General features: G+C 46.8%; 10 protein-coding genes. 8 read left to right on the top strand and 2 right to left on the bottom strand.

Annotated features, from left to right (window positions below; genetic code table 11):
- Window positions 1-5: 5 nt before the first annotated feature.
- The 3 genes from MRK00_07910 to MRK00_07900 all read left to right on the top strand — a co-directional run bounded on the left by MRK00_07910 (window position 6) and on the right by MRK00_07900 (window position 3649).
- Window positions 6-1265: a ChaN family lipoprotein gene (locus tag MRK00_07910; GenBank protein ID MDR4517295.1), complete on the top strand. Its 1260-nt coding sequence runs from the start codon at window positions 6-8 to the stop codon at window positions 1263-1265.
- 128 nt (window positions 1266-1393) lie between these two features.
- Window positions 1394-3403 (top strand): M1 family peptidase, encoded by a 2010-nt coding sequence (locus MRK00_07905; protein ID MDR4517294.1) that lies wholly within the window; start codon window positions 1394-1396, stop codon window positions 3401-3403.
- A gap of 48 nt (window positions 3404-3451) precedes the next feature.
- The gene (locus MRK00_07900; protein ID MDR4517293.1) at window positions 3452-3649 is read left to right on the top strand and encodes a DUF2283 domain-containing protein; all 198 of its coding nucleotides are present in this window, start codon (window positions 3452-3454) and stop codon (window positions 3647-3649) included.
- A 306-nt stretch (window positions 3650-3955) separates the two neighbouring features.
- On the opposite strand, the gene MRK00_07895 is transcribed toward MRK00_07900, so the two are convergent.
- Window positions 3956-4735: a hypothetical protein gene (locus MRK00_07895; protein ID MDR4517292.1), complete on the bottom strand. Its 780-nt coding sequence runs from the start codon at window positions 4733-4735 to the stop codon at window positions 3956-3958.
- Window positions 4736-5159: 424 nt separating this feature from the next.
- Here MRK00_07895 and MRK00_07890 point away from each other — a divergent pair, with 424 nt between their 5' ends.
- Window positions 5160-5402, top strand: coding sequence for a BolA/IbaG family iron-sulfur metabolism protein (locus MRK00_07890; GenBank protein MDR4517291.1), 243 nt, complete (start codon window positions 5160-5162; stop codon window positions 5400-5402).
- 294 nt (window positions 5403-5696) lie between these two features.
- On the opposite strand, the gene prsT is transcribed toward MRK00_07890, so the two are convergent.
- A complete protein-coding gene (prsT, locus tag MRK00_07885; protein MDR4517290.1) occupies window positions 5697-8495 on the bottom strand; it encodes a PEP-CTERM system TPR-repeat protein PrsT in 2799 nt (932 codons plus the stop codon).
- Between the two features lie 281 nt (window positions 8496-8776).
- Between prsT and MRK00_07880 the strand changes: the two genes are divergently transcribed.
- The 4 genes from MRK00_07880 to MRK00_07865 all read left to right on the top strand — a co-directional run bounded on the left by MRK00_07880 (window position 8777) and on the right by MRK00_07865 (window position 12658).
- Window positions 8777-10057, top strand: a complete 1281-nt coding sequence (locus MRK00_07880; GenBank protein MDR4517289.1) for a nucleotide sugar dehydrogenase — start codon at window positions 8777-8779, stop codon at window positions 10055-10057.
- A gap of 26 nt (window positions 10058-10083) precedes the next feature.
- Window positions 10084-11130, top strand: a complete 1047-nt coding sequence (locus MRK00_07875) for an NAD-dependent epimerase/dehydratase family protein (GenBank protein MDR4517288.1) — start codon at window positions 10084-10086, stop codon at window positions 11128-11130.
- A 122-nt stretch (window positions 11131-11252) separates the two neighbouring features.
- Window positions 11253-12041 (top strand): co-chaperone DjlA, encoded by a 789-nt coding sequence (gene djlA / locus MRK00_07870; protein ID MDR4517287.1) that lies wholly within the window; start codon window positions 11253-11255, stop codon window positions 12039-12041.
- Window positions 12038-12658 carry a glutathione S-transferase gene (locus MRK00_07865; protein ID MDR4517286.1) on the top strand — a complete coding sequence of 207 codons (621 nt, stop codon included), beginning with the start codon at window positions 12038-12040 and terminating at the stop codon, window positions 12656-12658. Before djlA ends, MRK00_07865 begins: the two co-directional genes overlap by 4 nt.
- The last annotated feature ends 1 nt before the right edge of the window (window position 12659 follow it).

Here is a 12659-nt window from a genome sequence, read left to right as displayed (position 1 = left end):
TAACTATGAAAATAAAACGATTTGTAAACAGCCTGACCACACAAGCTACACGGAGTTTGGCGGCAATCTGTTTTGCCTCGAATTTGGCTGTTGTTCAGGCGAGTCCGGCGATTGAATCCACCGTCAAGCCAGGTCATAAACCCGCGCAGACAAATTGCGTGCCGCTGGGCAGCTGGATTATACCGGGTGCCGGTCAGGCTGCTTACGCAGATGTGATTGACCGCGCGGTCGGGCATTCAGTGGTGCTGCTCGGTGAAACCCATGTCAATGCGGATCATCACCGCTGGCAGTTGCAGGTGCTTGCGGCAATGCATGCCGTACGTCCGGATATGGTCATCGGGTTCGAAATGTTTCCGCGCCGCGTGCAGCCGGTGCTGGATCAATGGGTCGCGGGCGAGCTGGATGAAAAAGCATTTCTGGCGGCATCCGAATGGGACAGGGTCTGGAATACCGACCCTGAACTCTATCTGCCGCTGTTTCACTTTGCACGCATGAATCGTATTCCGATGGTGGCCTTGAATATCGAGCCGCGATTGCGTCATCTTGTTTCCGAGAAAGGATTTCATGGTGTACCTGTTGAACAACGGGAAGGCCTGACGCGTCCTGCGGAACCCAGTCAGGCATATCTTGATTTCCTCATGCCAATCTACAAGCAGCATGACCGCAAGGATAAAAAAGCCGGTGAAATCGGCTTTGACGACCCCGATTTCAGGCGCTTTTATGCTGGCCAGCAGCTTTGGGACCGCGCAATGGCGCAGGTCCTGCATCAGGTATTGGTCACTGCGGAAAACGGGAAAAAACCGCTGGTTGTCGGTGTAATGGGTTCAGGCCATGTGGTGCATGGTTATGGCGTTCCGCACCAGCTCCACGATCTCGGTATCAAGGATATCGCCACATTGTTGCCGTGGGATACCAATAAATCCTGCAAACAGCTCGTGACTGGTGTCGCCGATGCCGTGTTTGGCGTTTTGCCGCATATTTCCGATCCGTTCACCGAGCCGAAATATCAACGTCTCGGCATCCGTTTCGAAATGGCGCGTGGCGGCGCGCTGGTGCTGCAGGTGGAAAAGGGCAGCATCGCCGAGGCTTCGGGCCTGCAGGATGCCGATGTGATACTGGAAATGGCGGGCGTAACGCTGCAGACGACCGATGACGTTATCAATATCGTCAAACGCCATGCGCCGGGCACTTGGCTGCCGCTGAGCGTGAAGCGCAATGACCGGGAAATGGAGATCATTGCCAGGTTTCCGGCGATAAAACCCTGAACAGGCAACTGCCGTGACTCAATCATGGCGGTTTTTGTTTTCTCCGGATTATACTCAAACCACTGATACAACCCATGCAACAGATGATTAAACACAACCGGTTTTTCTTTTGCTTTTTGTTTCTCTGCATGCTCAATTCAACTCCGGTTTCGGCCCAGGCCCAGCCGATACCCGGTAGTGCCAGGGATCATGCCAGTTCAATCGATTATGATATTGAAGTAAGTATCGATCCAGAAACCCGCATGCTGGAAGGGAAAGGCATTATCACATTCAATAAGACGCGCGATCATATTTTGATCCTTGACGCGCGCTTTGAAGTTACCCAGGCGTTAATCAACGAAATGCCGTTTGCACCGGAAACAGATGCAGCAAGCCGGACGCATGTCTGGCAAATTCCTTACGCAATACTGCGACCGTATCAACTCGAAATTCACTGGCGCGGCCAGTTGCATCCGCTCGACGACACGCTCGATCATGAACAGACGCTCGGCAGGCCGGTTGCTGTCAGCGGGGAAGCGGGGACATTTTTGCCCGATGCGTCGAACTGGTATCCGCGCGTGACAAATGGCCAGATCCATTACACGTTGCAGGTTGAATTGCCGCCAGGCCAGCGCGGTCTGGTGGCGGGGCGTCTGGTCGAAGAACACGACACCGAATCCGGATATCGGGCGCGTTTTGAATTTACCCATCCCGCCGCGGGCATTGATTTAATGGCCGGCCCTTACAAAATCGCCACGGATCATTACACGGGCGTCAGGGGTGAGTCGATACAACTGCGCACCTACTTCCATCCACAGATCGGCGCGCTGGCCAATGATTATCTGGAGTCCGTCAAGCGCTATTTCAAGCTGTACGAATCGTGGATCGGTGCTTATCCGTTTACCGAATTCAGCATTGTTTCCAGCCCGACGCCAACCGGTTTCGGCATGCCGACGCTGACCTATCTCGGCATCAATGTGCTGCAACTGCCGTTTATCAAAGACACGTCGCTCGGCCATGAAGTGCTGCACAACTGGTGGGGCAATGCGGTGTACCCGGACTACAAAAGCGGCAACTGGTCGGAAGGGCTGACGACATTCATGGCCGATTACGCTTACAAGGAGCAGGAAGGCGAAGATGAAGCCCGCGAAATGCGTCTTGGCTGGCTGCGCGACTTTGCCGCGCTGGAAACCGGTCAGGATGAACCGCTTATCGCATTTACCTCACGCACGCACGGAGCCTCGAAAATTGTCGGTTACCATAAATCCGCCATGCTTTTTTTCATGCTGCGCGATCTGATTGGCGAAGATATGTTTAACCGCTCGATACAAGGCATCTGGGGCATGCAGCGCTTTAAAGTGACGGCATGGCCGCATCTGCAAAGGGCGTTTGAAATCATTTCTGCGCGCGACCTGCAGCCGTTTTTCGACCAATGGCTGCACCGCGCGGGTGCGCCGGACTTGTCCGTCCGTGAAGCCAGACAGGAGCCTTCTGAAGCCGGTTACCGTTTGCACATCACGTTGACGCAATCCGAACCGCCGTACCAGTTACGCGTGCCGGTCGCCGTGCAAACCGAGTCGGGCGAGGAAACACATCTGCTCGACCTGCAACACACTGAACAAACCTTCACGCTCGATCTTGAGGATAAAGCACAGTCCGTCATCCTCGATCCGGATATCCGCCTGTTCCGTCAACTCGCCCCGGGCGAAGCCCCGCCGATCCTGCGCGAAATCATGGTCAACCCCACCACGGCAACTGTTTTATTATCGGATAACGAAGAAACAAAAAACATTGCCGCAACGCTGGCCAAAAAACTGCAACGCAGAGAACCGCAAATACTGCCAGCCGATCAACCCATTCCAACCGTCCCGACTTTGGTGATCGGCCTGCACCAAGAAGTCAACGCCTGGCTGGAAGCCAAAGACCTGTCGGCAAAACCAAGCGAAGTCAGCGAAAAAGGAACCGCGCAAGCCTGGACGTTAACCGGCCCGGAAGGCGCATCTCTGGCAATCGTTTCCGCGCAGGATAATGCTGCACTCGAAGCGCTCATACGCCCCCTGCCACATTACGGACGACAGAGCTATATCGTATTTGAAGGGCGGCAGGCAGTGGATCGAGGAATTTGGTCGGTAAGGGTGCAGCGGGTTGCTGTTGATTAGTTTACTGAGCTCAGTTATTCAGAACTTTTTTGGCCGGCGATTTTAACCATGAAGATTTGTTATTTTGAAGATACCGACACGCTCTACATTGAATTCAAAACGGCTGATATCGAAGAGACCAAGGAACAGGATGAGAACACCCCACTTAATGTTGATTCACAGGGTAATATCGTTGCCATTACGGTAGAGCATGCGAGTATGCGAACTGATATTCAGCAGCTGACTTTAGCCGGAATTGCGGCTTGATGACAACGGCATTTCATGACAATTTTTAGTATCCTGGAGACGAAATAGGAGCTTAGGCAATAATTCTAGACCTGTCCCCGAGCTCGTACGAACTCCCGTAAATTTAATAACCATGTTTCAAGACTTAAACGCGTTGAACGCAATAAACGTAAGAATGCCCAGTTATTATAAAACAGAGTTACATCGGATAATCAAACAAGCAGTGATTGAGTGATTTGATAACACATTAAGTCCTTGGACCTGATGCAGTTAGTCTAGCCATAAAAAAACTAGTGATAAACAATTACACAGTTAATGAAACAGCTCCTAATATCCCAACAAATCAATTGCTCTTTCACGGGAAATTTGAATTTCCTCTCGGGTCAAATCATAACCTGCTTTTTTACCACCCATTAATAAACCATATGTAGTCTGTGTGTTCTTATCGGGATGTTTTAAGCCCAGCACATGGCCTATCTCATGTGCAATCGTTCGGCTTAAAGAGCCTTTTCTGAAAGGCGATGCTTCTGTTAATTGAAATTTTTCGGGTGGGCTTTCTGCTCTGGATGCTTTATCTGTCCACTGACCGATTAGAATGCGTCGGCGTTTCGGTTTTGCATTACCTTGGGATTTTTCACCCAGATAAGGCACCAGATAAATATTAATTGCATCCGGGTTATGATTATCCTGGTTAATTAACTTGTTTAATTTTTTAATTCGACGAGGATCTGATTTGCCACGGCTGTCACGACGGGATTGTACGACATCACCAAGAAGCCTCGCCTTTTCAGTTGGATTGAGTGATCGGCTATGCAGAATGCGCTCCAATTCGAACGATATCCCTGCCTTGCGCCATATCCGGTTAACTTCGGGTATGACAACGTGCTCGATATCGTAACTGCTAACCCAGTTGCGCATTTGCAATCCGTTTTTCTGCATATTCAGGTCAGTGACGATATGAAACCGCACCGGGACGGAAACGACAGATTCTCCCCGCACATCGTCAAGCACTGTCAAAGCAAATAATGCAAACCAGAAAAAAGATAGTCGCGGTGGTTTCTTCTGTACTTGAAATTCGTTAGAACCAGAAATACGGTATTGTTGCATGGCAGTCTGTTGAAAATTTTCACTGCTTCTGATAATAATTGATCAAGAACCTTGATTAATCGTGTATGAACTATATTTTTCACATGCATTTCCTTTCAAACAATATCTTGGCAACATTTTCACAGCCCATCAGGACTTGCAATTGAGTCATAAAGAATAAAGTGCACATCTAAACAATCGAGAGTTAGCAAAAAACGTTTGTTTCTAACAGCTTATTCTATTGGCTTCCATTGGGAATTTATCTCATGGGAAATATGGATTTAACCATATGAAGATTAACTTGAAAACAGATTATCCATTTCCAAATCAACATAATTCTTTACAATAGATTTGCGCTGTTACGATTATCGTGACAGACTGCAAAATAAAAATAATATGAAATGGTTTTTTGATTACGAAAATAAATTTATGAAAGAGAAGAAGAATGATTACTGCAGAAACTATCAGAAACTATATCGAAGCGTCCTTGCCATGCGAATTGGTACAGGTTGAAGGTGACGATGGGCATCATTTTCAGGCAGTTATAGTCAGCGCCGAATTCAGGGGTAAACGTATGATTCAACAACACCAGCTTGTTTATCAGGCGCTTGGCGACAAGATGAAACAGGAAATACATGCATTATCAATGAAAACCTTTACGCCGGAAGAATGGTCGAAAAAAAACTGAACATACTGAAAAAACCACTCGCAAGTCGTTGCAAAGCGATTTTTAAAACACTACCCATCTGATATTGCCGGGTAGAAGACTATAAGAGCTACCGCGGCGTTATGCAACAAGGCGCAGCACACAAAAAAGAATATCCCCTTTTTTAAATACTGCAACGCAATTGCAGGATGCCACGGTAACGCTCGTACCTGACAATAGAACCGAATAAAGACACGACACATCTCCAATGCGAAGCGCAGCTTATTCGGCTCCTGTTTTAGTTAACAGTTCACTAATTGAGAACAGCCCCTAGTATTATTGCACTTGTTTCAACAGCTCCCTGGCTGCATTGATTTCAGGGAAATCCGAATCTGGTGCAGTAATTACGCTCAGAATTTGTTTTGCTTGCGTCGGATTGCCGGATTTTATCAAGGCATAGGCGTAGTGATACTGTATCGTGGCATTATTAGACTCCTTCGATGCAGCACTTCCAAGCAATGGCAATGCACGTTCAATCTCGCCTTTTTCCACAAGAATCCAACCGAGTGTATCCATGATCGCAGGCAATTCTGGCGCTATTTTATAGGCCTTTTCTGCGTATTCTAACGCGCGTGGATCTTTATTATTTTGATAAAGCCATGCCAAATTGTTCAGAGACATGATATGTCTCGGGTTTTCTTGCACTATGGCTTCGTACTCTTTAGTGGCTTTTTCATAGTGTTTTTTGGAAAGATAATTATTCGCAAGATATAAACGCGTTGCACTGTCATTAGGATTGTTTGATAACCACTGTGTAATATGCGCATTTGCTTTCGCATCGTTTCCAGCCTGGCTCAGGGCTGAATGCATTTTAATAGCAAGCGGACTTGTTTGCTTGATTGAAAATGCTTTCTCATACACCTTGACGGCCATTTCAGGTTTCTGTTGCCTCATCAGCACGTCACCTTCCACTTCGTAACCAACCGACTGGTCAGCGTGCTCTTGCTGAATTCTATGTGCAATTGACATTGCCTCATGTTCTTTCTGTTCGATTATAGCTAATCTTGCCTGCGCCACTTTGGCTTCAACAAAATTAGGATTAATATGCAACGCCCTTCTTAACGCTGAGGATGCACCCTCATAATCCTTCATTTCAGCATGAATCTCGGCGATCTTTAATTGCACCAACGCCGATTCAGGCATTCTGGCAGCTAACCGTTCAAAGCTATCCAAAGCTGCAGCGTGATTGTTATGTGCAAGCTGTACTTGGCCGAGAAGCTCAAGCACACGCGGCTCATTCGGGTGTGTTCCATTAAGTTTGCGTGCAAGTAAAAGCGCTTTTTCTTTATCGTTGAAGCGCAGATAATGCGCAGACAATATTAACGCGGGCTCAAGCGCATTCGGATTTTTATTACTGGCCTGTTCAAACCATTTTGTCGCATCGTCTACATTACCTTGCACGAGCGCCAGTTCAGCAAGCGCATGCATGGCCTGAATATGTTTGTCGTCCTTATTGAGTATGGCTTCGAAACGTTTTCTCGCCACATCCGGTTTTTGTTCTTGTATATCCAGACGAGCCAGATTCGAGATTGCAGGAAAAAAGTCTGGTTGCAGCGAAAGCGCCTGGTTAAGACTAACACGGGCCTGGGCAAAATCATTCAGACCCATATAGGCAAGACCTTTCAGATTCCTGAAAAGTGGATTCTGCAAATCTTTTGCTTCTAACTCTTTGATTATAGGCAAAGCCTTATTGAATTCATTTGAACGGAAGTGCGCGAGTACAAGTAGAATACTTGCCCTGGAAGAATTTTTATCCAAATCTACAGCGAGCTCAAGTTCTGCAATGCCGTGTTCGCGATCTCCCCTTGCCAGCATACTCATGCCCAGAGCAGTATGCAATGCCGCATTATCGGGCAAGAGCTCATTGGCTCTCTCGAAATACTCAGAAGCCTTGGCAAAATCCCCGGACCGCATATACGTTTCACCTGCAAGTGTCAACAACCGAACATCGTTTTGCGCATACGGCAAAACGGGTTCCAGGACTCTTATGGCTTGTTGCGTTTTGTTTCGCCCTAATAATGTACCAATCAGTAACTTGCGTGCATGGATATTTCCTGGAATTTTTTCTAAATATTGCTCCAGATTTTGTTCTGCCTGTATCAAAGAACCGAGTGCAAGCTGAATGGTGCCAGCCAGCAGTATACTGGGCAGATGGTCTGGCGCGCTTCTGAGTACTGTCTGGATGGTAGCCAGCGCCTCAGCATGTTTCCCATCATTAAAATCCAGGGCTGCCTGTGAATAGCTAAGCGATAAGCTGTTAGGTGCGATTTCGCGTGCGCGCATTATGCTGTTTCTTGCATCGTCAAATTTACGCAAAGCAATTTCCAGCGTGATCTTGCCATTGTGCGCTCCGATATTGTCAGGCGCCAACCGGATAACCTGCTCAAACGTATCTAGCGCCTGCTCTGGCTTGTTTTGGGCCTGCAGCAGATTCGCTTTAAACAACAAGGCCATAACATTCTCCGGATTCATTTCAACTGCTTTGTTCGCGAGTTGATTCGCTGAATCCAAGTCATTTTCAGACCATGCATGTTGCGCCAATCCGATTAAAACTTCCGGGGAATTCGGGTTTTCTTCGAGTATTTTATCGAGTAGAGCCTTGGATTCTTCATTCCTGCCCACAGCAAGCAACGCCCTGCCGCGTAAGATCTGGATTTCCACCGGACTATTGTCGGCATATTTTTCTGACAAATCGATCAAATACTGAAACTTACCTAAATCAAATAATACCTGACCCAGGACAGGTAATACTTTATTCCCGTCCACCCCTAAATCCAGAGCCCTGTCCAGTTCTTTTTCCGCAGACAATAAATCATTGCTGTCTTTGTAAAGAGTCCCGAGCAAAAAACGCGCCCTGCCATTATTAGGTTCTTGCTGAACAGCATTTTTTAACTGAATAATCGCTGCGTTATCATTCCCTTTTTTCTGGTACTCTATAGCTTCTGTGATCAAGGTTTCAGTATCTTTGGTTTCCCCGCATGCTGTTAAACCAATCGCAAGCAGTACGAAAATTGCAACTGGTTTTGAGCAGGTCAACCAGTATTTTTTTAAGACACGAGAATAGAAGTTATGCATATGGGCCCTCCGATTTGTCATTGCTGCAAAACCGTTTGATCTTTCTGAGAAAAAGACATTGTTTATTGATGTCGTTATTTATAGCATATTACGGATTGACATGTTTGGACATTTGGACACCAAATAGGGCTTAGTTTGAGTGATTGATTTTTTGTTTCCACTGGTAAGACGCTATGAAGCGCTATGCATTACGCTAAAGTACAATATCAATTTATTATAAAACCGTTATATTACCTACTTCATCTTAAGTTAAAAAAGTGCGTTAAATTGGAGAAGAAATCATGGATATAGTTGCTGTGGTAGGACTGGGATATGTTGGATTGCCACTCGCCGTTGAATTTGGAAAGAATCGACAAACGATTGGGTATGATTTATCCACCAGCAAAATTCAGCTTTATCGACAACACATTGATCCAACAGGCGAAGTATCAACCGAAGATTTAAAACAAGCAAACCAGCTTTTTTTTACGACAGATGCCGCTGATTTGTCCCAGGCCGATTATATTGTGGTCGCCGTACCGACACCTGTCGACCAGGCGCATCAACCGGATTTCAGTCCTTTGGTCGGTGCAAGCGAAACGGTAGGCAAAAACATGAAGCGCGGCGCCATTGTTATCTATGAATCAACAGTCTACCCAGGCGCGACAGAAGAAGTCTGTATTCCGGTTCTGGAAAAATTTTCCGGCCTCAAGTGGAAACAGGATTTTAATGTCGGTTACTCTCCGGAACGTATCAACCCGGGCGATAAACAACATACACTCACAACTATTATCAAGGTTGTATCGGGCGATAATGAAAACGCGCTGGAAAAAGTCGCACAATTGTATGAAAGCGTTGTGACTGCAGGCGTATATCGTGCCGCCAGTATAAAAGTTGCTGAAGCGGCAAAGGTTATCGAGAATACACAACGGGATTTAAACATTGCACTGATGAATGAACTGGCGATGATTTTTGACAAACTCGGCATCGATACCTTGGACATTCTGGAAGCTGCGGGAACCAAATGGAATTTTCTCCCGTTTCGCCCGGGGCTTGTCGGCGGTCATTGTATCGGCGTTGACCCCTACTATCTGACGCACAAGGCTGAGATGATCGGATATATGCCACAGGTAATTCTGGCCGGCCGACGCATCAATGACAATATGGCCAAATATGTCGCAGAGCAGACAATCAAACAGATCATTAAAGCGGGATTTAATGTACGGGACGCCAAAGTGAATATTCTTGGCCTGACTTTTAAGGAAAATTGTCCCGACTTGAGAAATTCAAAAGTGATCGATGTCATTCGTGAATTGGAAGATTACGGCGTAGAGGTTCATGTGTGCGATCCGGTAACCGACACGGATGAAGCATTACATGAATATGGTATAACGCTTGAAACATGGGAAAACCTGCCCCGTGCCGAGGCCATGATTATTGCCGTATCACATGTAGATTTTTTAATGAAAACAATACCTGACATACAAGCTAAAATCGTCGAGAATGGATGTTTTATCGATGTTAAATCAAAATTCAGCCAATCAGCATTTCAAGAAGCGGGGTTTCATGTCTGGCGGCTTTAGACCGATTATGCAAGGGATCATTTGAAATGAAGCGCTATCAGGAAATTCAACACCATTTATCCAGTAACAGATACCGCTGGCTGATAACCGGTGTAGCCGGATTTATTGGCTCCAACTTACTGGAAGCCCTAATAAAACTAAATCAGAACGTGGTAGGGCTGGATAATTTTTCGACAGGGCATCAGCATAACCTGGATCAGGTACAATCCCTGGTCAGCCCTGATATCTGGAATAATTTCCAGTTTATTCAAGGTGATATTCGTGATCTCAATGCGTGCAAAGCAGTTTGCAAGGACGTTGATTTCGTATTGCATCAGGCTGCCCTGGGATCTGTACCCCGTTCGATTAATGACCCTATTTTAACCAATGAAAACAATGTATCGGGCTTTCTGAACATGCTGGTGGCAACGCGGGATGCCGGGGTCAAGCGATTCGTTTATGCTGCATCGAGTTCTACCTATGGCGATCACCCAGGTTTACCCAAAGTAGAATCGGTAATTGGGCAGCCACTTTCACCCTACGCGGTAACCAAGTATGTGAATGAACTTTATGCTGATGTTTTTGCGCGCTGTTATGAAACAAAATCCATCGGATTGCGGTATTTCAATGTTTTTGGCCCCAGACAGGATCCCAACGGCGCCTACGCAGCGGTGATCCCCCTGTGGGTATCCGCGCTCATTAAAAACAAAACGCTTTATATTAATGGCGATGGTGAAACCAGCAGGGATTTTTGTTATGTCGATAATGTCGTACAGGCTAATCTACTGTCCGCGCTGACCACGAACGAAGCCGCTGTCAATGAAGTTTATAATGTAGCGCTAAACGAACGCACGAGTCTGAACCAACTCTACCAGATGATGCACGCATTGCTGCTGGACAGATTTCCGCATCTGGAAACGTACCGGCCAGAGTATGTCGATTTTCGCAAGGGCGATGTCCGTCATTCACAGGCAGACATCACAAAGGCAAGAAATTTACTTGGCTTTGAACCCTCACACACCATCGGAGAAGGATTAAAATCTGCGATGAATTGGTATGTCGACAATCTTGTTGAAAAATCGTATACAGAATAAGTGATGATCGTAACAAAAACATTACCCTGTATGCACAAAATAGTTTGCGCCAAGCCCTACAGCAGTTTCGTCCTCTCGGGTGATTCACAGTAAAACCGATTTAATGTGTACCGGGGGTCGTTTTGTTTAGGATTTTAGGTGTTCTGGCAGGTTTTTTTATCCTGGGTGTTCTGGGCAGCATTCTGGGCTATTTGCTGGGCAGCATTATCGACCGGTTCAGAACGTCAGATTCCGCAGAAATCAATACCTATACGGCTGCACGCCGCCAATCGGTATTTCTGGAAACCGTTTTTACCTTAATGGGCAAACTGGCCAAGGCAGACGGCCGCGTTTCAGAAACTGAAATTGCTCATGTAGAACAGTTCATGCACATGCTCGGCATGTCGGCAGAACACAGGCTCAAAGCCATTGCCTTGTTTAAACGGGGTGCATCGTCCATGTTCGATATCAAACCCAAATTGACTGAATTCATGCAGGTATGCGGTAATTCGAGAAACCTCAAACAGATGCTGCTGATTTATCTGATTAATTTTGGATTGTCTGACGGCCAGCTGAGCGGTTCAGAAGTGCGCCTATTAAAGGAAATTTCCGGTCGTCTGGGTTATAGCAGAACTGCATTCGATCGGCTGCTCGAAATGATTCAGAGTCAGTTACATTTTTCCAACGGACGACCGATGTCTGTTAATGCACTTGAAGATGCGTATAAAGCGCTGGGGGTTAACAGAAACAGTTCCGACGCAGAAATCAAGCGCGCTTACCGCAAACTGATCAGTCAGTATCATCCGGATAAATTGATGGGACAGGGTCTTCCCGAAGAAATGATATCGGTTGCCACTGAACAGGCCAAGGAAGTCCAGTCAGCCTACGATCTGATCAAGAAAAATCGCGAACAAACCCGCGCCACGGCATGATTGACGATTCCAGTAACATAAAGCCACTGCTTTACACATTTCGCCGTTGTCCCTTTGCCATCCGGGCGCGAATGGCCATTAAAACAAGCGGTATTGATGTGAATATGCATGAAGTCAAACTGCGCGACAAACCCACAGCGTTGCTGGAATGCTCTCCAAAAGGCACTGTGCCGGTTTTGCAGTTGGCAGACGGACGGGTCATTGATGAAAGTCTCGATATCATGTTGTGGGCGTTATCCATCAATGATCCCGAACACTGGCGGGATGAATCCAATGGACTTTCTGAAGCGGCGCAGACGTTGATTAAACGAAACGACGGACCATTTAAGCAGGCGCTCGATTATTATAAGTACTCGGTCAGGCACCCGGAACATTCAGAGCAGCATTATCGCGAGCAGGCGGAATTTTTCCTGAAAGAACTCGACGCACGTTTAAGCCGGACGGAATATCTGATGGGAAGCCGTCTGACTGTTCCGGATTTTGCCATTTTTCCGTTTATCCGCCAGTTCTCCAATGTCGATAAGGACTGGTTTTATGCTTCGCCGTACACGCATCTGATTCAATGGCTTGATGCACGGATATCATCGGATTTGTTTGCGGCCGTCATGCAAAAGTAAG

Source organism: Nitrosomonas sp., assembly GCA_031316255.1.
In the GTDB taxonomy this organism is placed as follows: Bacteria; Pseudomonadota; Gammaproteobacteria; order Burkholderiales; family Nitrosomonadaceae; genus Nitrosomonas.
The sequence above is the reverse complement of the archived record's forward strand: the minus strand, read 5'-3'. Positions and strand labels throughout refer to the sequence as shown.

Coding starts and splice junctions, on each gene's coding strand:
- prsT (MDR4517290.1), bottom strand. CDS start 8,495: ATGCATAACTTCTATTCTCGTGTCTTAAAAAAATACTGGTTGACCTGC.
- MRK00_07875 (MDR4517288.1), top strand. CDS start 10,084: ATGAAGCGCTATCAGGAAATTCAACACCATTTATCCAGTAACAGATAC.
- MRK00_07900 (MDR4517293.1), top strand. CDS start 3,452: ATGAAGATTTGTTATTTTGAAGATACCGACACGCTCTACATTGAATTC.
- MRK00_07910 (MDR4517295.1), top strand. CDS start 6: ATGAAAATAAAACGATTTGTAAACAGCCTGACCACACAAGCTACACGG.
- MRK00_07865 (MDR4517286.1), top strand. CDS start 12,038: ATGATTGACGATTCCAGTAACATAAAGCCACTGCTTTACACATTTCGC.
- MRK00_07890 (MDR4517291.1), top strand. CDS start 5,160: ATGATTACTGCAGAAACTATCAGAAACTATATCGAAGCGTCCTTGCCA.
- MRK00_07880 (MDR4517289.1), top strand. CDS start 8,777: ATGGATATAGTTGCTGTGGTAGGACTGGGATATGTTGGATTGCCACTC.
- MRK00_07905 (MDR4517294.1), top strand. CDS start 1,394: ATGCTCAATTCAACTCCGGTTTCGGCCCAGGCCCAGCCGATACCCGGT.
- MRK00_07895 (MDR4517292.1), bottom strand. CDS start 4,735: ATGCAACAATACCGTATTTCTGGTTCTAACGAATTTCAAGTACAGAAG.